The organism is Pseudomonas sp. NY8896 (genome assembly GCF_039634505.1).
Map to the genome: position 1 here is coordinate 3,444,937 of NZ_CP132350.1, position 24,602 is coordinate 3,469,538.

The 24,602-nt window shown below is 63.5% G+C and carries 21 protein-coding genes and 1 pseudogene; 18 read left to right on the forward strand and 4 right to left on the reverse strand.

Going from position 1 to position 24,602, the window contains the following annotated elements; translation table 11 throughout:
- Nucleotides 1-110: 110 nt before the first annotated feature.
- Both Q9451_RS15400 and Q9451_RS15405 read right to left on the reverse strand, forming a co-directional pair.
- Nucleotides 111-1,412 (reverse strand): MFS transporter, encoded by a 1,302-nt coding sequence (locus Q9451_RS15400; protein WP_012272576.1) that lies wholly within the window; start codon nt 1,410-1,412, stop codon nt 111-113.
- A gap of 66 nt (nt 1,413-1,478) precedes the next feature.
- Nucleotides 1,479-2,792 carry an L-fuconate dehydratase gene (locus tag Q9451_RS15405; protein ID WP_012272575.1) on the reverse strand — a complete coding sequence of 438 codons (1,314 nt, stop codon included), beginning with the start codon at nt 2,790-2,792 and terminating at the stop codon, nt 1,479-1,481.
- A 101-nt stretch (nt 2,793-2,893) separates the two neighbouring features.
- On the opposite strand from Q9451_RS15405, the gene Q9451_RS15410 reads away from it, so the two are divergent.
- The 9 genes and pseudogenes from Q9451_RS15410 to Q9451_RS15450 form a co-directional block, all read left to right on the forward strand.
- Complete coding sequence (locus Q9451_RS15410; protein WP_012272574.1) at nt 2,894-3,841, forward strand: LysR family transcriptional regulator; 948 nt, start codon at nt 2,894-2,896, stop codon at nt 3,839-3,841.
- Nucleotides 3,842-3,868: 27 nt separating this feature from the next.
- Nucleotides 3,869-4,822 carry a LysR family transcriptional regulator gene (locus tag Q9451_RS15415; RefSeq protein WP_012272573.1) on the forward strand — a complete coding sequence of 318 codons (954 nt, stop codon included), beginning with the start codon at nt 3,869-3,871 and terminating at the stop codon, nt 4,820-4,822.
- Nucleotides 4,823-5,007: 185 nt separating this feature from the next.
- Nucleotides 5,008-6,549: an altronate dehydratase family protein gene (locus Q9451_RS15420; protein WP_012272572.1), complete on the forward strand. Its 1,542-nt coding sequence runs from the start codon at nt 5,008-5,010 to the stop codon at nt 6,547-6,549.
- Nucleotides 6,550-6,584: 35 nt separating this feature from the next.
- Nucleotides 6,585-7,643 (forward strand): Ldh family oxidoreductase, encoded by a 1,059-nt coding sequence (locus Q9451_RS15425; RefSeq protein WP_012272571.1) that lies wholly within the window; start codon nt 6,585-6,587, stop codon nt 7,641-7,643.
- Nucleotides 7,644-7,663: 20 nt separating this feature from the next.
- Nucleotides 7,664-8,881, forward strand: coding sequence for a fumarylacetoacetate hydrolase family protein (locus Q9451_RS15430; RefSeq protein WP_012272570.1), 1,218 nt, complete (start codon nt 7,664-7,666; stop codon nt 8,879-8,881).
- 99 nt (nt 8,882-8,980) lie between these two features.
- The gene (locus Q9451_RS15435; RefSeq protein WP_049773234.1) at nt 8,981-10,282 is read left to right on the forward strand and encodes an MFS transporter; all 1,302 of its coding nucleotides are present in this window, start codon (nt 8,981-8,983) and stop codon (nt 10,280-10,282) included.
- A 228-nt stretch (nt 10,283-10,510) separates the two neighbouring features.
- Nucleotides 10,511-12,160 carry a VRR-NUC domain-containing protein gene (locus Q9451_RS15440; RefSeq protein ID WP_012272568.1) on the forward strand — a complete coding sequence of 550 codons (1,650 nt, stop codon included), beginning with the start codon at nt 10,511-10,513 and terminating at the stop codon, nt 12,158-12,160.
- Nucleotides 12,157-14,418, forward strand: a complete 2,262-nt coding sequence (locus Q9451_RS15445; protein WP_012272567.1) for an ATP-dependent DNA helicase — start codon at nt 12,157-12,159, stop codon at nt 14,416-14,418. The genes Q9451_RS15440 and Q9451_RS15445 overlap by 4 nt, the downstream gene beginning before the upstream one ends.
- A 176-nt stretch (nt 14,419-14,594) precedes the next feature.
- Nucleotides 14,595-15,584 (forward strand): annotated as a pseudogene (locus Q9451_RS15450) (PAAR domain-containing protein); the annotation flags it as partial.
- Nucleotides 15,585-15,615: 31 nt separating this feature from the next.
- On the opposite strand, the gene Q9451_RS15455 reads toward Q9451_RS15450, so the two are convergent.
- Complete coding sequence (locus Q9451_RS15455) at nt 15,616-16,797, reverse strand: NnrS family protein (protein ID WP_345960964.1); 1,182 nt, start codon at nt 16,795-16,797, stop codon at nt 15,616-15,618.
- A gap of 214 nt (nt 16,798-17,011) precedes the next feature.
- Here Q9451_RS15455 and Q9451_RS15460 point away from each other — a divergent pair, with 214 nt between their 5' ends.
- From Q9451_RS15460 to ureG, 9 genes are all read left to right on the forward strand, one after another.
- Nucleotides 17,012-17,926, forward strand: a complete 915-nt coding sequence (locus Q9451_RS15460) for a tyrosine-type recombinase/integrase (RefSeq protein WP_012272565.1) — start codon at nt 17,012-17,014, stop codon at nt 17,924-17,926.
- 273 nt (nt 17,927-18,199) lie between these two features.
- Entirely contained in the window at nt 18,200-19,033 is an 834-nt protein-coding gene (locus tag Q9451_RS15465; protein WP_012272564.1) for an urease accessory protein UreD, read from the forward strand.
- 9 nt (nt 19,034-19,042) lie between these two features.
- The gene (locus Q9451_RS15470; protein WP_003253929.1) at nt 19,043-19,345 is read left to right on the forward strand and encodes an urease subunit gamma; all 303 of its coding nucleotides are present in this window, start codon (nt 19,043-19,045) and stop codon (nt 19,343-19,345) included.
- A gap of 19 nt (nt 19,346-19,364) precedes the next feature.
- Nucleotides 19,365-19,682: an urease subunit beta gene (locus tag Q9451_RS15475; RefSeq protein ID WP_012272563.1), complete on the forward strand. Its 318-nt coding sequence runs from the start codon at nt 19,365-19,367 to the stop codon at nt 19,680-19,682.
- The gene (gene ureC / locus Q9451_RS15480) at nt 19,679-21,382 is read left to right on the forward strand and encodes an urease subunit alpha (protein WP_012272562.1); all 1,704 of its coding nucleotides are present in this window, start codon (nt 19,679-19,681) and stop codon (nt 21,380-21,382) included. The genes Q9451_RS15475 and ureC overlap by 4 nt, the downstream gene beginning before the upstream one ends.
- 10 nt (nt 21,383-21,392) lie before the next feature.
- A complete protein-coding gene (ureE, locus tag Q9451_RS15485) occupies nt 21,393-21,890 on the forward strand; it encodes an urease accessory protein UreE (RefSeq protein ID WP_012272561.1) in 498 nt (165 codons plus the stop codon).
- An 18-nt stretch (nt 21,891-21,908) separates the two neighbouring features.
- Entirely contained in the window at nt 21,909-22,454 is a 546-nt protein-coding gene (locus Q9451_RS15490; RefSeq protein WP_012272560.1) for a HupE/UreJ family protein, read from the forward strand.
- Nucleotides 22,454-23,128: an urease accessory protein UreF gene (locus Q9451_RS15495; protein WP_012272559.1), complete on the forward strand. Its 675-nt coding sequence runs from the start codon at nt 22,454-22,456 to the stop codon at nt 23,126-23,128. Before Q9451_RS15490 ends, Q9451_RS15495 begins: the two co-directional genes overlap by 1 nt.
- Before the next feature lie 11 nt (nt 23,129-23,139).
- Nucleotides 23,140-23,763 carry an urease accessory protein UreG gene (gene ureG, locus Q9451_RS15500; RefSeq protein ID WP_010953755.1) on the forward strand — a complete coding sequence of 208 codons (624 nt, stop codon included), beginning with the start codon at nt 23,140-23,142 and terminating at the stop codon, nt 23,761-23,763.
- 18 nt (nt 23,764-23,781) lie between these two features.
- Here ureG and Q9451_RS15505 read toward each other — a convergent pair whose 3' ends face one another.
- Nucleotides 23,782-24,510, reverse strand: a complete 729-nt coding sequence (locus tag Q9451_RS15505) for a thioredoxin family protein (protein ID WP_012272558.1) — start codon at nt 24,508-24,510, stop codon at nt 23,782-23,784.
- Nucleotides 24,511-24,602: the final 92 nt, after the last annotated feature.

Consider the following 24,602-nt stretch of genomic DNA (forward strand, 5'->3'; position numbering starts at 1 on the left):
AGTAGCCTTGTGCTGCGAAAGGTTCGGCATGCCAAATAACTGCATGAGGCATTCATGGCTTTTTCGTAACACAAGGCTGCTCCTGGCAGGGGCGTGAAATTGCGTACTACTTAGTGTTGTTCCTGCCCTTGGCGCAAACGGGTACTGACCAGTGCCGCCAATACGAGCAATGCTGCAATGATCCATAGACCGTGGCGGGTGCTACCGGTGGTCTGCTCGATCAACCCCATCACCGACGGCCCGACGAAGCCACCCAACAGGCCACAGGTGGTGACGAAGGCCAGGCCCGCCGCCAGTGCGTTACCGCTCAGACGGCTGGAGGGGAAGACAAAGATGATCGACTGCACCACGAACAACATCAGTGCGGTAAGGGAAAAACCGATCAGGCCAATGAAGGAGCTGCTCAGCGATGCCAGCAGCAACCCGGTGGCCATGGTCAACAGGCCGAAGAACAGCAGCGTGCGGCAGCGGCGCGGTGAGGTGGCCAGGCGTGGGAAGGTGGCGGCGCCTATGGCAGCGGCAATCCAGGGCACTGCTGTCAGCAGGCCGACCTGGAAGGGTGATAGGGCAGCGTAGGTGCTGATGATGCCGGGCAGGAAGAAAATCACCGTGTAGATGGTGATCTGGTGCACGAAGTACACCCCGATCGCCAGCCAGATCTGCCGGTCGCGGAACATCTGCCCCAGCTTGCTCTGCTGCGGTGCGGCAGCCCGTTCGGCGGCCAGGCGGCGTTCGATGTCCTGGGCGTCGGCGGCCGACAGCCAGGGCGCCGAGGCCGGGCCGTCCGGCAGCTTTTTCCACACCACGAAGGCCAAGGCCACGGCAGGCAGGCCCTCGAGCACGAACAGCCACTGCCAGCCGTGCCAGCCCAGCACACCATCCATTTCCAGCAGGGCACCGCCCAGCGGGCCACTGAGGATGTTGGCCAGGCACACGCCCAGCAGGAAGTAACCGGTGGCGCGGGCGCGCTGTTCGCGGTCGAACCAGTAGGTCAGGTACAACATTACACCGGGGAACAGGCCCGCTTCGGCCACCCCCAGCAACAGGCGCATGATGTAGAACGACGTTTCACCCTGGACGAAGGCCATGCCCGCCGAGAGCAGGCCCCAGGTAATCATGATGCGGGTGATCCAGAAGCGCGCGCCCACCCGGTGCATGATCAGGTTGCTGGGCACTTCGGCCAGGGCATAGGTGAGAAAGAACAAGCCAGCGCCCAGGCCATAGGCTGCTGCCGAAAGGCCCAGGTCGATGCCCATGCTGGCTTTCGCCAGGGCGATGTTGGTGCGGTCAAGAAAGCTCATCACGTAGACGACGATGAGCAGTGGCATCAATCTGCGTAGCAGCAAACTGTTCAGGCGCTGTTCGTTCGTGGCGGCAGGGGCCGAAGCCGCTGCGCGGGTGAGGGTTGTCATTGTTTTTTTCCCCATGAAAAGTGCTGGTGGCGTGCCGTGTGGCCACGGCACACCCAGGTCTGTGGGTCAGGAGCGGTTGATGTCGAGCCACACTGCGCCATTGGGGTACTGGTAGCGCTCCAGGGTCTCGGCGTGCATTTCAATGCTGTAACCGGGGCGTTGTGGCGGCATGTAGCGCCCGCGTCGGATCACCACCGGGTCGATGAAGTGCTCGTGCAGGTGGTCGACATACTCCAGCACCCGGTTGTGCAACGAGGCCGACACCGCGATGTAGTCGAACAAGGCAATGTTCTGCACATATTCGCACAGCCCGACGCCACCGCCGTGCGGGCACACCGGCACGTCGTACTTGGCCGCCATCAGCAGTACGATCAGCACTTCGTTCAGGCCACCCAGGCGGGCTGCGTCCAGCTGGCAGAAGTCCAGCGCACCGGCCTGGAACATCTGCTTGAACATCACCCGGTTATGGCAATGCTCACCGGTGGCCACGCCAATCGGCGCGATGCGCTGGCGTATGGTGGCGTGGCCGAGGATGTCGTCGGGGCTGGTCGGCTCTTCGATCCACAGTGGTTCGAAGGCAGCCAGGCGGCGCATGTTGGCAATAGACTGCTCCACGCTCCACACCTGGTTGGCGTCCATCATCAAGGTGCGGTCCCAGCCAATTTCTTCGCGCAGGATGCTGGCGCGGCGGATGTCCTCTTCCAGGTCGGCACCGATCTTCTGCTTGATATGGGTCCAACCGTCTGCCACGGCCTCGCGGGCCAGCGTGCGCATTTTCTCTTCGCTGTAGCCCAGCCAGCCCGGTGCAGTGGTGTAGCCTGGGTAGCCTTCACGCAGCATCTGCGCCTCGCGCTGGGCTTTGCCAGGTGCCTGACGGCGCAGCAGGGCGATGGCTTCTTCGGGTGTGAGCACATCGGTGACGTAGCTGAAGTCCAGGCAGTGCACCAGCTGTTCGGGTGTCATGTCGGCCAGCAGCTTCCAGACGGGCTTGCCCTCGTGCTTGGCCCACAGGTCCCATACGGCATTGATGATGGCGGCAGTGGCCAGGTGGATCACGCCCTTTTCCGGGCCCAGCCAGCGCAGCTGGCTGTCGCTGACGGTAAAGCGATGCCAGAAAGCGCCCATGTCGGCGGTGATTTCTTCAAGGGTAAGGCCGACGATAAGGGGGGCCAGCGACTGCACCGCTGCCGCGCAAATCTCGTTGCCACGGCCGATGGTGAAGGTCAGGCCGTGGCCTTCAAGGGCTGCTGCGTCAGTGTGCAGCACCACGTAGGCCGCCGAATAGTCGGGGGCGCTGTTCATGGCGTCGGAGCCATCCAGCGACAGCGAAGTGGGGAAACGGATGTCACGAACGCTCAGGTGGGTAATACGTATGCTCATGGTCGGCTCTTGTTCTGTTCAAGCACTGGGAGCGCTGACTGTAGGTTGTCGAGCGATACAGGCATAATCGCCAAATCTTAACCAGCGATACCGGATTCGATATGTCTCGCTCGTCAACCGACAATACCCAGGTGCCTGCCAGCCTCGGCGCACTGAAGATCTCCAGCCGGCAGATCACGTTGCTCAATGCCTTGGGCGAATTCGGCAACCTGCGCCGTGCGGCGGCCGCGATGCACACCACGCAACCGGCTGCCAGCCTGTTGCTGCAGCAGCTCGAGGAGCGCCTGGGGGTGCGTTTGTTCGAACGCCTGCCACGGGGTATGCAAGCGACGCTGTATGGCGAGGTGATGATCCGCTATGCGCAGAACGCGTTGCATGAGTTCGAGCATGCCCAGGCGCAAATTGCCGAACTGGCGCGCGGGGCTTCCGGCCTGGTGCGGGTGGGCAGCGTCATGGGCCCGGTACCGGGTGTGCTGACCAAGGCGGTGCTGGCCTACAAACGCGACCACCCCAACGTGCGCATCGCCTTGGAAGTAGGCACCAGCGATACTTTGCTGCCCGCCTTGCTGCGTGGCGACTTCGACATGGTGGTGGGGCGCCTGCCGGACCAGAGCGACAGCCAGGCGTTGAACATCGAGCTGTTCGAAGGCGGTGAACAAATGCGCGTGATTGCCCGCGCAGGCCATCCCTTGGCTACAGTCGCCTGCCTGCAGCTAGCCGATCTGGTGCACTTGACCTGGATTCTGCACCCCATCGGCAGCCCGATGCGCCGCCGCGTCGAAAGCGCATTGCAGGCCGGGGGCATGGTGCAGTCGCTGGATATCGTCGAAACCGCCTCGATCCTGGCGACCACTGCCATGCTCGAAGCGTCTGAAATGATCGCGGTGGTGCCCAATGACGTGGCCCAGCACTATGCCCGCTATGGCATGGTCGCCATCCTGCCCGTGGAACTTCCTCTGGCCATGGCCAACCTTGGCGTGCTGACCCTGCGTTCGCGGCCCAACTCGGTTGCCCTCGATACCTTGCTGGGCTATTTGCGCGCTCAATAACTTTCACCCGCACGAGGCCCTGCGTCTATGCCGCCGGACATGACCCATTCCAGTTTTTGCAACTGGATCCGCTACAAGCACCTGGTGCTGATCGATACCCTGGCGCGCACGCGCAACATGCACGCTACTGCCACGCGCATGAACCTCAGCCAACCAGCACTCAGCAAGATGCTGCGTGACCTTGAGGAGCAGTTCGGCTTTGCCCTGTTCGAGCGCCTGCCACGCAGCATGCCGCCCACCGAGCTGGGTGAATACGTGGTGCGTTACGCCCAGGGTGCGCTGGCCGAGTCGCAACAGTTTGTCGACCAGGTCAACCGCCTGCGTAACGGCGGGCATGGCTTTATCCGCGTTGGTGGGATCTTTGCCGCAACCGCCTTGGTGCTGCCGCAGGCCATCGCCGCCATCAAGGCACGCAGCCCATTGCTGTCGATTGAAGTGGTGGAGCATTCCAGTGATCACCTGCTGACCATGCTTGAGCAGAACAAGCTGGACATCATGATTGGCCGTTTCACCGAAGAGCGTTTCAGCCAACTGTTCGACTTCCAGCCGCTGGAGCCCGAGCCCTTCAGCCTGGTAGTGAACAGCGAGCACCCGCTCAACCAGCTCGACAGCACGCCACTGGAAGCACTCGGCGACTGGCCGTGGGTGCTGTACCCGGTGGGCACGCCGATCCGCAACCGCCTGGAGCAGGCGTTTCGGGTGGCCGGTATCGCAACGCCCGCCGACAGCGTGGAGACCATCTCCATGCCGATGTTCCTGCAACTGCTGCAATCAGCCCCGATGATCGCCATGTTACCGCGCTCGATGGTTGCTGCGCAGTTGGCCAGCGGGCAGTTCAAGGAGCTGCACAGCCCCTTGCATGTGCCGGCGCTGGAGTATGGTGTGGTCACCCGCAAGGATGAACCGCTGAGTGCTTCGGCCCGCGCGTTTGTCGAGATCTTGCTGGAGGGCGCACAACGTCGCAGGGCAGCGCTAGCATAGGAAGCGGGGGGCTGCTGCACGACCCAATGGCCCCCATAGTCGATTGAAGATTTCGCACCGATATCTTGTTGCGATAACGCCAGGTTATCGTTCGATCGGATCATCTCATTGGGAATGTTGCGCAAGGCTTCTTACAGTGGCGACAGCCATAACAAGAAGTCAGCCGCACCGCCCTGAGAGGTCCCATGCAACTGATTGCCAAATCCGGTGACCCAGCCGTCATCCGCCTCAACCCGCTGGACAATGTGCTCATTGCTCGCCAGGCCCTGCCGCAAGGGCTGCGCCTGGATGCCGAGGCGATCACCGTGCGCCAGCCAATTCCCTCGGGCCACAAGCTCGCCACCGAGCGTGTGGAGCAGGGCCAGCCGCTGCGCCGTTATGGGCAGATCATCGGCTTCGCTTCGCAGGCTATCGACGCTGGCGACCATGTCCATGTGCACAACGTGCAGATGGGCGATTTTGCCCGTGACTATGCCTTTGGTGTCGATACCCGCACTCAGCCGGGCAGCACCGCACAGTTTCAGGGCATCGTGCGCGCCGATGGCCGGGTCGCTACCCGCAACTACATCGGCATTCTTACCTCGGTGAACTGCTCGGCGACCGTGGCCCGCGCCGTGGCCGACCATTTTCGCCGTGACATCCATCCCGAGGTGCTGGCCGACTATCCGAACATCGACGGCGTGGTGGCCCTGACCCACGGTGCCGGTTGCGCAGTGGACCCCAGCGGCGAAGCCCTTGGCCTGCTGCGCCGCACCTTGGCCGGGTATGCCGTTCACCCCAACTTCGCTGCCGTGCTGATCATTGGTTTGGGCTGCGAAACCAACCAGATCGAAAGCCTGCTGGAAACCCAGGGCCTGCAGGCCAGCGCGCAACTGCGCGCATTCACCATCCAGGGGATTGGTGGCACGTCGAAAACCATCGCAGCCGGTATCGCACAGGTCAAGACGCTGCTGGCCGAGGCCAATCAGGTGCGGCGTCAGCCGGTCAGCGCCCGGCACCTGGTGGTCGGCCTGCAGTGTGGCGGCTCCGATGGTTACTCGGGGATTACCGCCAACCCGGCATTGGGCAATGCTGTCGACCGCCTGGTGGCAGCCGGTGGCACCGCGATCCTCTCCGAGACCCCGGAAATCTACGGTGCCGAGCACTTGCTGACGCGCCGCGCGGTAAGCCGTGAGGTGGGCGAAAAGCTGGTGGCGCGCATCCGCTGGTGGGAAGACTACTGCCAGCGCATGAACGCCGAACTGAACAACAACCCCTCGGCCGGCAACAAGGCAGGGGGGCTGACCACCATCCTCGAGAAGTCCCTGGGTGCGGTGGCCAAGGCTGGCTCCAGCAACCTGGTCGATGTGTACCAGTACGCGGAAGCCGTGCGTGCCCAGGGCCTGGTGTTCATGGACACCCCTGGCTACGACCCGGTATCGGCCACCGGTCAGGTGGCCGGGGGGGCCAACCTGATCGCCTTCACCACCGGCCGTGGTTCGGCCTACGGCTGTGCCCCGGCACCGTCGATCAAGCTGGCGACCAACAACCGGGTGTTCGAGCACCAGCAAGAGGACATGGACGTCAATTGCGGTGGCATCGCCGACGGCTCTACCAGTATCGAGGAGCGCGGCGCATTCATCTTCGAACAGATGCTGCGCATTGCCTCCGGAGCACGCAGCAAGAGCGAACAGCACGGCTATGGACAGAACGAATTCGTGCCCTGGCAGATTGGGGCAGTGACCTGATCGACCGCTCCCGTCCCCTTTTCGAGGTAACTGCCATGACTCAAAACACGCAGTACGACGCGCAAGCACTGACCACGTTTGTCGAGCGACTGTTCACCAAAGCCGGTGCCGATGCCGATGTCGCCCAGGCGGTGACCCGGGTGCTGCTCGAAGGCGAATTGCTCGGCCATCGTACCCATGGCCTGAACCTGGTCAGCCGCTACATCGACGGTATGCTCAGCGGGCACGTCAAGGCCCGCGCGCAGGCGCTGGAACAGGTCGCGGACAGTGGCATTTCCAGCTTGTTCGACGGCCATTATGTGTTGGGGCCGTATTGCGTCAGCCGGGCCCTGGACTGTGCGGCCAAGGGCGCGACCGCACAGGGCATCGGTATTGCAGTGGTGCGCCGTGCGGCGCATATCGGCTGCCTGGCTGCCTACCTCAAGCCCTACACCGACCAGGGCTTGGTGGCCATGGTTTACTCTTCGGACCCTTCGTTGGGGCTGGTTTGCGCCCATGGCGGCATTGACCCGGTGTACACCCCCAACCCGATTGCTGCCGGTATCCCGACCCAGGGCGAACCGATTCTGCTCGATGTCAGCATGTCCACCGTCACCCTCGGCCTGGTCGGCCAATGCCGCGATGCCGGCAGCCGCCTGCCGCACCCGGTAGTGGTGAGCAATGACGGGCAACTGAGCGACGACCCAGGTGATTTCTTCACTCGCCCGCAAGGCAGCATCCTGCCCTTGGGTGGCCAGGCCTTTGGCCACAAAGGCTTCGCCCTGGCGCTGCTGGTTGAAGCCCTGACGTCGGGTTTGGGCGGCCACGGGCGCAAGGATGCACCAGAGCAGTGGGGTGCCTCGGCTACTGCCGTGGTCATCGACCCGCGCTTCTTTGGCGGCCTGGAAGCGTTCACCGATGAAACCAGCTTCCTGGGCCGACTGGTACTTGCCAGCCGCCCGCTCGACCCCGAGCGCCCGGTGCGTTTGCCTGGGCAAGCTGGCCTTGCCCTGCGTCGCCAGGCCCTGGAGCAGGGCGTGAATCTTTCGCCTCAGGTGGTGGCCGACCTTGACCGCCTGGCCGGGCAGTTGCAACTGCCGGCACTTTCCCATTGATGCACATTAAGGGTACACCGATGACTGAACGATCGAACGCCAATCAACCGCTGACGCTAAAACATGATGCCAGCGTGTTCGATAACGGCAGCTGGGTAGGGCGGGTCTGGTTGCCGGACCAAGGGCCGGCGGTGGTGCTAGTGAAAGGCGGTGCCGTCTACGATATCAGCACCCACGTGGCGACTGTATCGGCCCTGCTGGAAGTGGCCGACCCGGTGGCCTACCTGCGTGCCTTGCCGTTGGCCGAACCCTTGATTGCGTTGCCGGCATTGCTGGGCAACAGCGACCCCGCTCAGCGCGACCCACGCCAACCCTGGCTGCTGGCGCCGATCGACCTGCAAGCGGTAAAGGCCGCAGGCGTGACCTTCGCCACCAGCCTGCTGGAGCGTGTGGTGGAAGAACAGGCCAAGGGCGACCCGGCCAAGGCTGACGCTATCCGTGACACCCTGGCCAGCCGCATCGGGGCCGATTTGTCGCAGATCGTACCTGGCTCGGCCCAGGCCGAAGCGCTACGCAAGGTGCTGGTAGAGCAGGGCCTGTGGTCGCAGTACCTGGAGGTGGGCATCGGCCCGGATGCCGAAGTGTTCACCAAGGCCCAGCCGCTGTCGGCCGTTGGTCACGGCGCCGACATTGGCATCCACCCCAAGTCCAGCTGGAACAACCCAGAGCCCGAAGTGGTACTGGCGGTGTCGAGCGATGGCAGCATCAAGGGCGCCATGCTCGGCAACGACGTCAACCTGCGTGACTTCGAAGGGCGCAGCGCCTTGCTGCTGTCCAAGGCCAAGGACAACAACGCGTCCACTGCACTGGGCCCGCTGCTGCGGCTGTTTGACGAAAGCTTTGGTCTGGACGATGTGCGCGCCGCCGAGGTGGACCTGCGGGTCGAAGGCATGGACGGTTTCATCCTGTCCGGGCGTAGCTCAATGCGGCAGATCAGCCGTGACCCGCAAGACCTGGTGCAGCAAACCCTCAACGAGAATCACCAATACCCCGACGGCCTGGTGCTGTTCCTCGGTACCCTGTTCGCTCCCAAGCAGGACCGCGATCAGCCGGGTAACGGCTTTACCCACAAACCGGGTGACGTGGTGAGCATCAGCAACCCGCAACTGGGTACTCTGTGCAACCGCGTGACCACCAGCGATCTGGCACCGCAGTGGGCCTTTGGCCTGCGCGCGCTGATCGACAACCTTGGCCAACGTGGCCTGTTGGAGGTTGCAGCCACCGCGCGCCAGTTTTGAACGACACGCTGCGTCAGGGAGGGGCGCAGCAGCATCGAGGGATCGTCAAGGCGCTGATAGCGCGGCAACAATAATAAGAAAGGTCATCACATGAACCCTATGAAGAAGTACCAGCGCATCACCGTCGTGTTCCTGCTGCTGATCGGCATCGTCAACTACCTGGACCGTAGTGCGCTGTCGATTGCCAACACCTCCATCCAGAAAGACATGATGATCAGCCCGTCGCAGATGGGCATTCTGTTGTCGGCGTTTTCCATTGCCTATGCCTTTGCCCAATTGCCCATGGGCATGATCATCGACCGCCTGGGCAGCAAGATCGCCTTGGGTGCCTCGTTGCTGGGTTGGTCGGTAGCCCAGGCAGCGTTTGGCATGGTCAACAGTTTTGCCGGATTCATGGGCCTGCGGGTATTGCTGGGGATTGGCGAGGCGCCGATGTTCCCATCGGCGGCCAAAGCCTTGTCGGAGTGGTTCGACGCCAACGAACGCGGCACCCCGACCGGCGTGGTCTGGTCGTCGACGTGCCTGGGCCCATGCCTGGCGCCACCCTTGCTGACGCTGTTCATGGTCAACTTCGGCTGGCGCGGCATGTTCATCATTACCGGTGTGATCGGCGTGGTACTGGCGGTGTGCTGGCTGACCTTCTACAAGAGCAAGGCCCGTTACCTGGCAGAGCTTGCGGCCGAAGGCAAGCCATTGCCGGGCGAGCACCAGGCGCCGGTAACCGCTGCAGCCACGCCGAAGGCATCCTACTTCGCCGGCTGGCTCGACCTGTTCAAGCACCGCAGTACCTGGGGCGCGGTGCTGGGTTTCATGGGGGTGATCTACATGCTCTGGTTGCACCTGACCTGGCTGCCAGGCTACTTCGAGCGTGAACATGGGCTGGACCTGTACAAGACCGCCTGGGTCGTGTCGCTGGCCTACGGTTTTGGTGCCGCAGGTACCATCGTTGCCGGGCGCTTCTGTGACTGGCTGGTAAAGCGTGGCATGAGCGTGCTGGGTGGCCGCAAGTTCAGTGTCATCACCGGCCTGGTGCTGGCCGCGCTGTTCACCTTGCCCCTGTCCTTCGTCACCGGCCTGACCGGCTGCATCATCCTGCTGTGCCTGGCGCTGTTCAGCATCAACATGGCCAGTGCCACCGCCTGGATGATCGTCAACACCATTGTCGACAGCCAGCGCGTGGCGTCGTTTGGTTCGATCCAGAACTTTGGCGGTTACATCGCCGGTTCCGTGGCACCGATCGTGACCGGGTTCAGCATCCAGTATTCGGGCTCGTTCACCACGGCGTTCATGATCAGCGCGGTGGTGGCGTTGTGCTCGGCAGTGGCGTACTTCCTGCTGCTGCAGGCGCCGATCGGCAGTGCCAAGGTCGAGGCAGAGGGGATGGTTCCAGCAACCAAGTAGTTTGATACGTCACGCAACCCCTGTAGGAGCGGCCTTGTGTCGCGAAAGGGCCGCCAAGCGGCCCCAGTGATATTGGCGTTGTTCTCGATATCCGGGGGCTGCTGCGCAGCCCATCGCGACACAAGGCCGCTCCTACACAAAGCACCATCGAGCTGACCCACGGCGCTTGTCAGGCATGCTTGTCTGTATGTATAACCAGTGCCTGTTACCGCAAACTGACCTTAGCCCGTGATCGCCCATTCCGTCGACGACCCGTTCTACTACCTGTACAACTTCCGCCAGGTTGTGCTGTGGGTCGAACAGCGCTACCAGGACCTGCTCGATGACCAGGAACTGGCTTTCATCCGCGCATTCAGCCAACTGCAAGCACCAGCCCAAGCCTTGATGGTGCGTATGGTCATGCGCAAAGGCGAGTTGTTTCGCAGCGACCGGCTCGACTACGCCGAAATCGGCGACACTGCGCTGGCGCTGCAGCCATTGCAGGCCCTGGGCTGGGTGCGGGAACCCGAGCAACTGGAACTGGAGCAGCTGTTCGCCTTGCTACGCAAGGACGAACTGGCCCGTTGTTTCGCCCGACAACTGAGCCGCCCGCGTGCCGCCAAGCATGAGCTGTTGGCACAGCTGAAGCCACTGGAGCTACGGGCCCGGCCTTTGGCCGAATGGTTTCCCGACAGCGAGGTGCGCATCCTTCAGTGGTGCTTGCAGCCTCTGTGCGACCGGGTGCGTTTGTTGTTCTTCGGCAACCTGTACCAGGACTGGTCAGACTTCGTCCTCGCCGACCTTGGCCTGCTGCGCTACGAGCAGGTGCCGTTCAGCAGCGATTCCCGAGCCTTGCAACGGCGTGACGAGCTCGACCTGGCCATGGCGTTGCACCAGTGCGCCGAGCGCCTGGAGCAGGGTGGCGACCCAGTGTCGATCCTCGCGACCCTGCAAGGGCTGCACAGTGAAAACCCTTGGCTGGCCCGGCGCCATGCGCGGCTGCAATTCGCCTTGGGCCAACAATGCGAGCGCCAGGGTGACTGGGATCTGGCCATGGCCGTGTACGCGCAGTGCGACCATGCCCAGGCACGCATTCGCCAGGTGCGGGTACTGGAGCGCAGCGAACAGTGGCCCCAGGCCCATGCACTGGCGCTACAGCTGGCTGCGGCACCGGCCAATGCGCTGGAAGTGCAGGCCCTGGAACGCATGCTGCCACGCCTGGCGCGCAAGCTTGGCGGCCCGCCACAGCGGCGCCAGCGTGTCGCGCCGCTGGAGCTGATCGAACTTGAACTGCCCCGCGAGCACGCGGCACTGGGCGTGGAAGAAGCCGTGCGTCAGCACCTGGCGCTAGAGGGGGGGCAGGCACATTATGTGGAGAACACGTTGTTCAACAGCCTGTTTGGCCTGTTGTGCTGGGAGGCCATCTTCGCCCCGGTGCCCGGCGCATTCTTCAACCCGTTCCAGGCTGCGCCACAGGACCTGCACGACAGCGACTTCCAGCAACGGCGCAGTGCACTGTTCCAGCGCTGCCTCGGGCGGCTCGATGACGGCAGCCATCACCAGGCGATTCTCGACTGCTACAAGGGCAAGCAGGGCCTGCAGTCGCCGTTCGTGTTCTGGTCCATGCTCAGCGAAGACCTGCTGCAACAGGCTTTGGCTTGCCTGCCGGCCGCCCAACTGAAGCAGTGCTTTCTGCGCCTGCTGCAGGACATTCGCAGCAACCGTGCCGGCATGCCGGACCTGATCCAGTTCTGGCCCGAGCAGGGCCTTTATCGCATGGTCGAGGTCAAGGGGCCCGGTGACCGTCTGCAGGACAACCAACTGCGCTGGCTGGAGTTCTGCAGGCAACACGGCCTGCCCGTCGCGGTGTGCCATGTGCGCTGGAGCGAAACGCCTTGAGCTACAGCGTGGCAGTGCGTGCCTTGTGCGAGTTCAGCGCCAAGGTCGGTGACCTGGACCTGCGTTTCACGCCGTCGCCCACCGCCCAGGAAGGCATTGAAGGGCATCAGCGGGTAGTGGCCCGGCGAGCTGCGGGCTACGAGTCCGAAATCACCCTCGAAGGCCAATTCGAAACCCTCAAGGTGCGGGGCCGCGCAGACGGTTATGACCCTGGCAGCAATCGCCTGGAAGAAATCAAGACGCACCGAGGCGACCTGGCGCGTCAGCCGGCCAATCACCGCCAGTTGCACTGGGCACAGGCCAAGGTCTATGGCTGGCTGATGTGCCAGGCACGCCAACTGCCGAGCATCGAGGTGGCGCTGGTGTACCTGGACGTGGACAGCGATGGCCAAACGTTGTTCAGCGAGCACTATACGGCTGCCGAGTTGCGGGAGTTCTTCGAAATCCAATGCCAGCGCTTTCTCGGCTGGGCCCACTATCAGCATCGACGCCTAGGTGATCGTGATCAAGGCCTGCAGGCACTGAGCTTCCCCTATCCACAATTCCGCCAGGGCCAACGGCAGCTGGCTGAAACCTTGTACAAGGCGGTGAGCACCGGCCGTTGCCTGATGGCCCAGGCCAGCACTGGCATTGGCAAGACCCTAGGCACCTTGTTCCCGCTACTGAAGGCAATGGTGCCGCAACAGCTGGACAAACTGTTCTTCCTCACCGCCAAGACCCCAGGCCGGGCGTTGGCCCTGGACGCCATCCGTCAGATCACCGATGCCACGCCGCAACCTGCCTTGCGCACACTGGAGTTGATCGCCCGCGACAAAGCCTGTGAGTACCCGGACAAGGCTTGCCATGGCGAATCCTGCCCATTGGCTGCGGGTTTCTACGACCGTTTGGCGGCAGCACGCGAGGCTGCGGCCGCACAGCCGTTGCTCGACCGCGCCAACCTGCGCGAAGTGGCGTTGGCACACCAGGTATGCCCGTACTACCTGGGCCAGGAGATGGCGCGCTGGGCCGACGTGCTGGTTGCCGACTACAACTACTACTTCGACGCGCATGCCTTGCTGTTTGGGCTGACCCAGCTCAACCAGTGGCGCGTAGCGGTGCTGGTGGACGAAGCGCACAACCTGGTCGAGCGTGGGCGCGGCATGTACAGCGCCAGCCTTGACCAAGGGCAACTGCTGGCCTTGCGCCAGAGCAAACCGCCCGGGCTGGTCAGTGCGCTGGACCGCCTAAACCGGTACTGGAACGCGCTGTATAAAGAGCAGCGTGCGCCGTACCACGCCAGCGAGTCGCTGCCCGACGGGCTGTTGCGTGCTTTGCAGCAGTGCATCGGGCTGATTCAGGAGCAAATGAACCAAGCGCCGGCACACGTGGACCCGCAGGTATTGCAGTTCTTCTATCAGGCCTTGCAGTTCAGCCGGGTTGCCGAACTGTTCGATGAGCACTTCCTGTTCGACATCAGCCAGCGCCAGGGCCCGCGCAAACGGCGGCTGGCCACACTGTGCCTGCGCAACGTCACCCCGGCGCGCCTGCTGGCCCCACGTATGCAGGCGGCGCGCAGTGTGACGCTGTTTTCCGCCACGTTGAGCCCACGGCACTTCTACAGCGACCTGCTAGGGATGCCCGCTGACACCGCCTGGCTCGAAGTGTCCGCGCCGTTTCGCGCCGAACAGCTGGAAGTACGCATTGCCAGCCAGGTGTCCACCCGCTACCAGCAGCGCCAAGCCTCCCTGGCACCTATCGTCGAGCTGATTGCCCGACAGTATGAGCGCATGCCGGGCAACTACCTGGCGTTCTTCAGCAGTTTCGAGTACCTGCAACAGGTGGCCCAGCTGTTGGCCGAGCAGCATGGCCAGATTCCACTGTGGGCTCAGGAACCGGGCATGGACGAGGCGGCCCGCCAGGCATTCCTCGATCGCTTTGTCGCCGATGGCCGAGGTGTGGGCTTCGCCGTATTGGGCGGTGCTTTCGGCGAAGGGGTGGACTTGCCAGGCACGCGGTTGATCGGCGCGTTTGTCGCCACCTTGGGGTTGCCCCAGGTCAACCCGGTCAACGAACAGTTCAAGCAGCGCCTTGGGCGGCAGTTTGGCGCGGGGTTCGACTATGCCTATCTCTACCCGGGCGTGCGCAAGGTGATCCAGGCGGCTGGCCGGGTTATCCGTGGCGACCAGGACCGCGGGGTGTTGGTGCTTATTGACGAACGTTTCGCTGAGCCCAGGGTTCAGCAGATGTTCCCTGGGTGGTGGCCGGCGGTTATCGTCTAGCGGTTTCTTGCCTTGGGCGATCACTCGCAATCCGACTGACTTGTAGGACGTATCTGAATTTCAACGGGTGACGATTACAACTCCCTTGCTGATGTTAGGTTTTCCAACCTGGACCATGCACAGGGAGTTTGTTTATGCGAGCCAATCTGGAAGGACAAGGTCAGGCAGTCGACGCATTGCCTGGTACGCTGGAGCCTGGCTTTTACGTGGTTCCTCGACGCATGTCGTTCCCCCAGGTGCTGCTGCAACTGGCCGAGCACGCTGCCACGTTGCCGATTTCCCTGTTACAGCGGCTCAACCCGACGTTCGAGCAAGGGTTCAAGGCAGGTGAAATCTTCGTCATGGGTGACCCTGACAACGAACATGCCTGGGGGCGCGAGGAGCGAGAACTGATGGCAGCTGCACAGCACGCGCGGTGCGCGCTGAAGGTGCTCGATTTCGCTGAAGCGGACTTCATGATGCAGCACCAGGCCGATATCGCCGGTTTGCTCGGCAACGCCAGCCTGTCCATGGGCGTGGGGAGGGACAAGCTGGATCAAGGCTTGGAGCGGGTCAGTCATACATTGATGCGTATCGAGCAATTGCACATCAACTCCAGCCCGGCTTTCTTTGCCGAACGCCGGCAGTTACTCCAGCAGTTGGATGATTAGCTGAAGGCGGCATTCCTTAACAAGCAGTTGAATCTGGGGCGCTATGAACGGCTGAAGAATCGTTTGAATATTTCGACCAAGTGCCTGGTGCACCATTGGTCGAAAGCGGGAGGCCCGGGGCAGATTGCGGGGTATGCGACGCATTTGGATAAGGTGGCGCGGCTCGGTAAGTACCTTAAAGAGGGTGGGCATGCTGCAATTGGGCTCGGAGGTACTTCGTCTTGCATGAACATTCAGAAGGTTTGCCGGGCCGGTGAGACGCAGGTGTGCAAAAAAATCCGAATGACAGAGGCAGTTAGTTTTGCCGGAAGCCTTGGGTTAAGTGCGCTCGTTTCCACTGGCGCTGGATTGGCCGCCGGTACGTTATGCGCGGCTTTTGCGGTTGGGGCTGGCGGCATCAGCGTTCCAGTGTGTGGGATTCTACGGGTCGGAGCTGAAGGGGCTGTTGGCGGCCTCGAGAGGGAAGTGCTTGGTGAGAAGGTAGGTGAATTCATCTACGCGGTTGCAAGCGATTGACGTTAATGACTGGCCCATTTCGGCGAGCCCGTTAGCCCGGCATGCCGTCTGTCCTCGGCTGCAACAGGATGGGGAGATAATGGCGCAGGAATAGCAGCAGTGCCAGGCACCAGCACAGTGCCGAAAGGCTAACCCCCAGCGATGAGAACAGCGGCAGAACCACCCGCGCCAAGGTCGCCAGTTGCATCAGGGCAAAAGCCCACGCCATGCTGGTTGGCACCTGCAATGGCCTGCCGGTGTGGCCCAGGCTGACCCGCGCCATCATGGCCAGGATCAGCCCGGTCATGGCCCCGACCGTCAGGGCATGGGTCACCAGGCTAGGGTTCAGTGCCACCCCGGCGTGCCACAGTGCCATGCCCAGGCAGGCGAGGGCGATCCAGGCGTAGGCCAGGTGCAGCGACCACAGCAGCGGTACGTGCCACAGGCCACGGTCGTGCCACAGCACCAGGCGGGCCGAGTGCAGCGTGAACAGTGCAAAGAACAGCACCGCCAGGCTGGCACGCGGTGTATCGGCAAGGCCACTGGCAAACGCCAAAGGTACGGCCACGCTGAACACCAAGCAGGCCCGGTCCAGCCATGGGCGGGCAGGGGCCGCGCTCATGTTGCCCAGGCCTCGGCGGGTAAAGAACGGAATGACCCGGCCGCCGAGCACGGTCATCATCGCCGCCACCAGCCACAACCCGGCAAACACGCCCCGGCGTTGCCACAGTTCGTCCTGGCGCAGCCAGCCGGCCAAGGTTAGCCACTGGCAGGCGGCGATCAACATTACCAGGCCGACGATCGGGTAATTGTTGCGCAGGCGCCGTTGCACGATCGGTCGCGCCAGGCTAAGCGCCACCAGCGGAAGGAAGCTGCCTTCGATCAGCACAAGCAAGCCACCCGGTAACGGCAGGAACCAACTTGCCCGGCCCAGCAGCCAAAGCAGGAACACACCCTGCAGCGCCCGCCCGCTCAAGCCAGGGATGCCACTCCAGTTCTGCACGGCGGTCAGCAGGAAACCCGCGATAACGGCAGCGGCGAAGCCGTAAAGCATTTCGTGGCGGTGCCAGGCGAGCATGCCGCCCGGCGGGTCAGGGGCCAGCGCCCCGGTCAGTACACCGACCCACAACAACAAGGCGACCAGCGCAACTAAACTGCCCCCCAGGAAGAACGGGCGAAAACCCAGGCCCCAGACGGCCTGGCGTGGGCGTGAAGCGATCGGTTGCACGAGCATGGGCGGTCCTTGGTTCGTTCAGTAGGCTTCAATTGGGGTAAGATCACGATCCGTGCCAATTGCAAAGCCCTTGAATATCAAGGTGATGGCACTGCTCAGGGTCCGAATGACATGCGCGTTTCGCGGTCATTGGGACTTGCTTGTATGTCGTTTTGACTTGCTTCAGGGTTTGCCGGTTTGCTCCCGGCTGACGCTTCGCTACAGGATTCACGCTTTGTCCGACCTCTCGAAAAATCCGCTGCTGCAGTACATGGCCCGCCTGGCCCCATCCAGCCAGCAAACCATGCGCTACATCCTTCAGGACGCCGCCGATCGGCTCGGCTTTGTCGACTGCAACATCGTCGATGTGCCCTGGCATCGGCTCGAGCCCGGCCATGTGATCGCGCTGGTGGCGGCGCTGCGGGCCGACGGTTACGCGCCCAACAGCTCATCGCTGTATGTCAACGCGATTCGCGGGGTGATGAACGAGGCCTGGCGCCAAGGCCTGATCGACCATGAGCTGCTGTTGCGCATTCGCGAGGTCAAACCGGCCACGGGCACCCGCCTGCCGCCAGGGCGCAACCTGCGGCGCAGCCTGATTCGCGAGTTGATGGATGTGTGCGCGGCCGACCCCAGGCCACAGGGGGTGCGTGACGCGGCGATCATTGCCTTGCTGTACGGCACAGGCATGCGCAAGTCGGAGTCGGTCGACATCGACCTCGACCAGGTCGACTTCCAAGCGCGCAGCTTGCAGGTGGTGGGCAAGGGCAACCACCAGTTGGTCAAGTACGCACCGCCGTGGGCGTTCGAGAAGTTGCAAGCCTGGCTTGACCTGCGCCGCCAGGACCTGCCTGCCGGGGCGGAAGATGACCCGTTCCTGTTCAACCGCATCCGTCGTGGCAGCCACATCACCCGAGCGCGAATCACCAAGCATGCGATCTACTACATCGCCCGCCAGCGCGGCGCGCAGGTGGGGGTGAAGATCATGCCGCACGACTTCCGCCGGGCGTTCATTACCCGTGTGATCGAAGAGCACGACCTGTCGATCGCGCAGAAGCTGGCGCACCATGCCAATATCCAGACCACGGCCATCTATGACCGGCGTGATGACAACGAGCGCCGGCGTGCGGTGGACCGCTTCGACTACTGAGCTTTGATTGTTTGGGCTGCAGAGCAGCCCCATCTGCACGTATAGCACCGAAACAGGGCCCAAGCGCGCCCCCGCTTTGTGCGCCATCTCCTGTATGCCCGATGCCAGAGCGGTCGCGGCAAAAGTTTCATCATCGTTCACCTGCGAAGTTGGCCCGCAACCTGCTATATCCAGCCTGCGAATTTGATCGAGTGGTCAGGCCGTGCGCGCTAGCAGCCGCCCGCGCCGTACCCTCTAAACGGCCAGCAGGCCACGTATTTCAGGGGCCGCAGGATGTCGCTCGCGGAGCAGATCGAACAACAACAAGGCGATGCGGGCTGGAGCGCTCACTTGCAACTGCGCTTTGTCCAGCGTGGCGACGTGACCCGCCTTGGTGCGTGGAAACATTTCGGACCTCTTTTGGTGCAGCGGCCTTTCTATCCCGAAGGTTCGCCGTGCCATGTCTATGTATTGCACCCACCGGGAGGCATCGTCGCCGGCGACCGCCTGGAGCTGAACATTCACCTGGAGCCGGGCAGCCACGCGCTGCTGACCATGCCCGGCGCCAGCAAGTTCTACCGCAGCATCGGCCCGACCGCGCGGCTGACCCAACGCTTTCACCTGGCCGCTGGCAGCACCCTGGAGTGGTTGCCGCAGGACAGCATCTTCTTCTCGGGCGCCCGCGCCAGCCTTGCCAGCCGTTTCAGCCTTGAGCCGGGCGCCCGCCTGCTGGCCTGGGAAACCCTGTGCTTGGGCCGCCCGGTCATGCACGAGCGTTTCGACCACGGCACCCTGGACAGCCTGTTGCACATCGAACTGCCCGACGAGGTTGGCCTGCATGAGCGCCTGCGTATCGCCGGCGGGCATCTGGACAAGCTTGGCGGGCATCCGCTGCTTGCCACCTTCTGTGCCGCACCGGCCGATCAGGCCGTGCTGGAGCAGGTCCGCTCATTGCTCGACGAACTGGGCAACCCGGCTGGCGCGACCCTGCTCGGGTCGCTGCTGGTGATCCGCCTGCTCGACCACGACAACCAACACCTGCAACGCACCCTGCAACGCCTGTGGCATGTACTGCGCCCGGCCATCCTCGGCCTGCCAGCCTGCCCACCGCGTATCTGGGCCACCTGAGAGAGCCCCATGGAGCTTACCCCGAGAGAGAAAGACAAATTGCTGCTGTTCACTGCCGCGCTGCTGGCCGAGCGTCGCCTGGCCCGTGGCCTGAAGCTCAACTACCCGGAAGCGGTGGCGCTGATCAGTGCCGCTGTGCTCGAAGGTGCCCGCGATGGCCGGACGGTCGCCGAGCTGATGAGCCTGGGGCGCGAGGTGCTGACCCGTGAGCAGGTGATGCCCGGTATCGCCGAAATGCTCCACGACGTGCAGGTCGAAGCGACCTTCCCGGATGGCACCAAGCTGGTGACCGTACATGACCCCATCGTCTGAAACTACCAATGAGGGCAGCATGATCCCAGGTGAAGTCCAGGTCGCCGCAGGCGACATCGAGTTGAACAGTGGCCGTGAAACGGTCAGTGCAACGGTGGCCAACCATGGTGACCGACCGGTGCAGGTCGGCTCGCACTACCACTTCTTTGAAGTCAACGAGGCGCTGGTGTTCGACCGTGCGCCAACCTTGGGCTTTCGCCTGGATATACCGGCCGGCACGGCCGTGCGCTTCGAGCCGGGCCAGGCACGCACCGTGCAACTGGTGGCCTATGCCGGAAAACGTGAGGTGTACGGCTTTCAGGGCAAGGTGATGGGCGCGCTGGAGGGCAGGGCATGAGCCGTATTTCCCGCCAGGCCTATGCCGACATGTTCGGCCCTACCGTGGGCGACCGCGTGCGTCTGGCCGATACCGCACTGTGGGTTGAGGTAGAGAAGGACTTCACGGTTTATGGCGAAGAGGTGAAGTTCGGCGGCGGCAAGGTCATCCGCGATGGCATGGGGCAGGGCCAGATGCTGGCTGCCGAGGCCATGGACCTGGTGCTGACCAATGCCCTGATCATCGACCACTGGGGCATCGTCAAAGCCGACATCGGTATCAAGCACGGGCGCATCGCGGTGATCGGCAAGGCCGGCAACCCCGATGTGCAGCCAGGGGTGAACGTGCCGGTCGGGCCGGGGACCGAAGTAATCGCGGCCGAGGGCAAGATCGTCACCGCCGGTGGGGTGGACTCGCATATCCACTTCATTTGCCCGCAGCAGGTGGACGAGGCCCTGAACAGCGGTGTCACCACGTTCATCGGCGGCGGCACCGGGCCTGCCACCGGCACCAATGCCACCACTTGCACGCCGGGCCCCTGGTACCTGGCGCGCATGCTGCAGGCCGCCGACAGCCTGCCGATCAACATCGGTTTGCTCGGCAAGGGCAACGCCTCGCGGCCTGAAGCGCTGCGCGAACAGATCGCGGCCGGTGCAGTTGGCCTCAAGCTGCACGAGGACTGGGGCTCGACGCCAGCGGCCATCGACTGCTGCCTGGGTGTGGCCGAGGAAATGGACATCCAGGTCGCGATTCACACCGACACCCTCAATGAGTCGGGCTGCATCGAAGACACCTTGGCGGCCATTGGCGACCGCACCATCCACACCTTTCACACCGAGGGGGCCGGTGGCGGCCATGCACCGGACATCATCCGCGCGGCGGGGCAGGCCAACGTGCTGCCGTCCTCGACCAACCCGACCCTGCCGTACACGATCAACACCGTGGACGAGCACCTGGACATGCTCATGGTCTGCCATCACCTGGACCCGAGCATCGCCGAGGACGTGGCCTTTGCCGAATCGCGCATCCGCCGCGAGACCATCGCCGCCGAGGACATCCTCCACGACATGGGCGCCTTTGCCATGACCTCGTCCGACTCCCAGGCCATGGGCCGGGTTGGCGAAGTGGTGCTGCGCACCTGGCAGGTCGCGCACCAGATGAAACTACGCCGTGGGCCGTTGGCACCGGACACCTATTACAGCGACAACTTCCGGGTCAAACGCTACATCGCCAAGTACACCATCAACCCGGCACTCACCCATGGCATCGGCCACGAAGTGGGCTCGGTGGAGGTGGGCAAGCTGGCCGACCTGGTGCTGTGGTCGCCGGCTTTCTTCGCGGTCAAACCGGCCCTGGTGCTCAAGGGCGGGATGATTGTCACGGCGCCGATGGGCGACATCAACGGCTCCATTCCAACGCCACAGCCGGTGCACTACCGGCCGATGTTCGGCGCGTTGGGCGCGGCACGCCATGCCACGCGCATGACCTTTCTGCCCCAGGCTGCCATGGACCGTGGCCTGGCCGAGGAACTGAACCTGCGCAGCCTGATTGGCGTGGTCAACGGCTGCCGTCGGGTACGCAAGCCCGACATGGTCCACAACACCCTGCAGCCCCTGATAGAAGTCGATGCGCAGACCTACCAGGTGCGTGCCGATGGTGAGCTGCTGGTGTGCGAGCCGGCCAGCGAACTGCCGCTGGCCCAGCGTTACTTTCTGTTCTGAAGGAGCACCGATGATTGTCTTGACCCGCCGTATCAGCGACCCCGGCACGCTTGCTGTGAGTGGCACCGTCACCCTCGATGTGGACAGTCGCATCAAGAGTCGTTTGCGGTTAACCCTGGACGATGGCCGCGAGGCCGGCTTGATGCTCGAACGCGGCCACCTGTTGCGCGGCGGTGAGCTGCTGGCCGATGCCGATGGCACCCATCTGATCCGCGTGTTGGCGGCGCCCGAGGCAGTGTCCACGGTGCGCTGCGCCGACCCGCACTTGCTGGCCCGCGCCGCCTACCACCTGGGCAACCGCCATGTGCCGCTGCAGATCGAACCCGGCCTGCTGCGCTTTCAGCACGACCATGTGCTGGACGACATGCTGCGTGGCCTGGGCCTGACGGTCGAGGCCGAACAGGCCCCGTTCGAGCCGGAAGCGGGCGCTTACCAAAGTGCACCCCATGGCCACAGCCATGCTCATGGCCACGATCACCCGTTCGTACGCCTGCCTGCCCATTCCTGAACTGCCCTGGAGCAACCGATGAAAAAGACTTTCGCCCTGTTTCTGCTGATGCTGGCGCTGCCAGCCTTTGCCCACCCTGGTCATGACAGCAACCCGCTGCAGGACGGCCTGTTGCACCCGCTTACCGGGCTCGATCACTTGCTGATGCTGCTGGGCACTGGGGTGCTTGCCGCGTTGACTCGGCGCAGCCTGACGTTGCCCCTGGCTACGCTGGCTGCAATGTTCGCAGGCGCTGTGTGCGGGCACCTGTTCGGCGATGTGCTGGGCATGGAAGCCCTGATTGCCGCGTCGCTGCTGGTGGCTGCCGGGGCGGTGCTGCTGCCGAGCCGCCAGTTGCTGCTGGCAATGGCCATGCCGGTGTTTGCCTTGTTCCATGGCTGGGCCCACGGTGTAGAAGCCACGCCAAGCGCGTTCTGGCAGTTCAGTGCTGGCTTCGTCACCGTCAGCGGTCTGCTGCTGGCGGCCGGCTTCGCGGTCGGTTGCCTGCTGCGCCGCCACAGCGGCCTGCAAAAGGCTTTTGGCGGTGGCCTGCTGGCCGGCGCCGCGTTGGTACTGGCCGGTTGATGAACAGCGACCTGGCGTTGCTGCGCCTGCTGCAGCTGGCCAGCCCCGGCTTGCCGGTGGGCGGCTTCACCTACTCGCAAGGCCTGGAGTGGGCGGTCGAGGCCGGCTGGGTGCGTGGCGTGGACGGCTTCGTTGCCTGGCAACGCGAGCAGGTTCACGACACCCTGGCTTGCCTCGACTGGCCGGTTCTGGCGCGCTTGTACCACGCATGCCAGGCCGAAGATGCCGCAGCGTTCGGCCATTGGAGCCGGTTCTTGCTGGCCAACCGTGAAACGGCCGAGCTGCGGCTGGAAGAACAGCAACGCGGTGCGGCATTGGCGCGGTTGCTCGACGGCTGGCAATTGGGCCAGGCACCGGCCTGGCGCGCCAGCCTTGAGTTAAGCCAGCTGGGCGGCATGGCCTGGCTGGCCGCGCACTGGGCCATCCCGCTGCGCCAATTGGCATTGGGCCATGGTTTTGCCTGGCTAGAGGGCGCGGTCATGGCCGGGGTCAAGCTGGTGCCGTTCGGCCAGCAGGCTGCCCAGACCTTGCTGCGCGACCTCGGCAACGAATTGCCCGCTGCGCTCGACCAGGCACTGGGCCTGGGCGACGACCAGCTCGGCGGTGGCCTGCCACTGCTGGCCATTGCTTCATCGCGTCACGAAACCCAATACACCCGTTTGTTCCGTTCCTGAGGACTGCCTGCATGCAAAGCTATCAACAACCCCTGCGCGTCGGTGTCGGCGGCCCGGTCGGCTCTGGCAAGACCGCGCTGCTGGAAGCGCTGTGCAAGGCCATGCGTGATCACTACCAGATTGCCGTGGTGACCAACGATATCTACACCAAGGAAGACCAGCGCATCCTCACCGAGGCCGGCGCCCTGGAGCCTGAGCGCATCGTTGGCGTGGAAACCGGCGGCTGCCCACATACGGCTATTCGGGAAGACGCTTCGATGAACCTGGCGGCGGTCGAAGCGCTGGCACGCAAGTTCGGTAACCTCGAAGTCATCTTCGTGGAAAGCGGCGGTGACAACCTCAGCGCTACGTTCAGCCCGGAGCTGGCTGACTTGACCATCTACGTGATCGACGTGGCCGAGGGCGAAAAGATCCCCCGCAAGGGCGGGCCGGGCATTACCAAGTCGGACTTCCTGGTGATCAACAAGACCGACTTGGCGCCTTATGTAGGGGCTTCATTGGAAGTGATGGAGCGCGACACCCAGCGCATGCGGCCGCAGCGGCCCTGGACCTTCAGCAACCTGAAGAAGGGCGAAGGACTGCAGGCGGTGATCGACTTCATCGTCGAGCGCGGGATGCTGGGTGTGCGTGGCTGACATCGTGCGGCCCCTGTATCAGTTGTGACAGCAGTGTGCCTTGTCTGGCTGCCCTTCATAGCGGTCATGGTGCCGCACCCAGTCCATGGTCCCGCCTTCATTGCGTCCCAGTGGCGCAATGTCGAGGAAGTTGTAGGTATTGACCAGGATGTCCAGCCCGCGGGCGTAGGTTGAGTAGGTGTGGTACACGCTGCCGTCCGCTTCGCGGTAGAACGCACTCAAGCCAGGCAGCTCGCTTTCACTGCCGTTATACGGCTCATAGTTGTACTGCCGTTCACCCTCGTTGCCGACACTTACGCCAAAGTCTTCGTTGAAACCGCTGCCGTGTGACGAGTACCACGGGAACTGCCAGCCCATGCGTCGACGGAACGCCTGGAACTCGGCATACGGTGCCCGCGATACCGCAACCAGGGACACGTCGTGGTGTGCAAGGTGCAAGTTGGCACCGTCAAAATGGTCAGCCAGGAACGAGCAACCGGGGCAGCCCTCGCTCCAGCCCTCGGCGAACATGAAATGGTAAAGCAGCAATTGGCTGCGACCCGCGAACAGGTCGGCCAGGCTCAACTCGCCGTCCGGCCCGTTGAAACGATAGTCGTGTTCGACTTTGACCCAAGGTAGGGCGCGACGGGCTGCGGCCAGCGCGTCGCGGTGGTGGGTAAAGGCTTTTTCGTGCAGCCAGAGTTGCCGGCGAGCTGCCAGCCACTGGCTGCGAGAAACCACCGGGTGCCTGCTGTCGCTAGTGCTCATGGTGCTGTCTCCACGCTGGGGATTCACACCTTAGTCGAGCACGCCCAGGTCGAATCGACAGGCACCGGTGGCCGGGCGATGAGCGGTACCTT

Coding starts and splice junctions, on each gene's coding strand:
- Q9451_RS15400 (WP_012272576.1), bottom strand. CDS start 1,412: ATGACAACCCTCACCCGCGCAGCGGCTTCGGCCCCTGCCGCCACGAAC.
- Q9451_RS15405 (WP_012272575.1), bottom strand. CDS start 2,792: ATGAGCATACGTATTACCCACCTGAGCGTTCGTGACATCCGTTTCCCC.
- Q9451_RS15410 (WP_012272574.1), top strand. CDS start 2,894: ATGTCTCGCTCGTCAACCGACAATACCCAGGTGCCTGCCAGCCTCGGC.
- Q9451_RS15415 (WP_012272573.1), top strand. CDS start 3,869: ATGCCGCCGGACATGACCCATTCCAGTTTTTGCAACTGGATCCGCTAC.
- Q9451_RS15420 (WP_012272572.1), top strand. CDS start 5,008: ATGCAACTGATTGCCAAATCCGGTGACCCAGCCGTCATCCGCCTCAAC.
- Q9451_RS15425 (WP_012272571.1), top strand. CDS start 6,585: ATGACTCAAAACACGCAGTACGACGCGCAAGCACTGACCACGTTTGTC.
- Q9451_RS15430 (WP_012272570.1), top strand. CDS start 7,664: ATGACTGAACGATCGAACGCCAATCAACCGCTGACGCTAAAACATGAT.
- Q9451_RS15435 (WP_049773234.1), top strand. CDS start 8,981: ATGAAGAAGTACCAGCGCATCACCGTCGTGTTCCTGCTGCTGATCGGC.
- Q9451_RS15455 (WP_345960964.1), bottom strand. CDS start 16,797: ATGCTCGTGCAACCGATCGCTTCACGCCCACGCCAGGCCGTCTGGGGC.
- Q9451_RS15465 (WP_012272564.1), top strand. CDS start 18,200: ATGTCGCTCGCGGAGCAGATCGAACAACAACAAGGCGATGCGGGCTGG.
- Q9451_RS15470 (WP_003253929.1), top strand. CDS start 19,043: ATGGAGCTTACCCCGAGAGAGAAAGACAAATTGCTGCTGTTCACTGCC.
- Q9451_RS15475 (WP_012272563.1), top strand. CDS start 19,365: ATGATCCCAGGTGAAGTCCAGGTCGCCGCAGGCGACATCGAGTTGAAC.
- ureC (WP_012272562.1), top strand. CDS start 19,679: ATGAGCCGTATTTCCCGCCAGGCCTATGCCGACATGTTCGGCCCTACC.
- ureE (WP_012272561.1), top strand. CDS start 21,393: ATGATTGTCTTGACCCGCCGTATCAGCGACCCCGGCACGCTTGCTGTG.
- Q9451_RS15490 (WP_012272560.1), top strand. CDS start 21,909: ATGAAAAAGACTTTCGCCCTGTTTCTGCTGATGCTGGCGCTGCCAGCC.
- Q9451_RS15495 (WP_012272559.1), top strand. CDS start 22,454: ATGAACAGCGACCTGGCGTTGCTGCGCCTGCTGCAGCTGGCCAGCCCC.
- ureG (WP_010953755.1), top strand. CDS start 23,140: ATGCAAAGCTATCAACAACCCCTGCGCGTCGGTGTCGGCGGCCCGGTC.
- Q9451_RS15505 (WP_012272558.1), bottom strand. CDS start 24,510: ATGAGCACTAGCGACAGCAGGCACCCGGTGGTTTCTCGCAGCCAGTGG.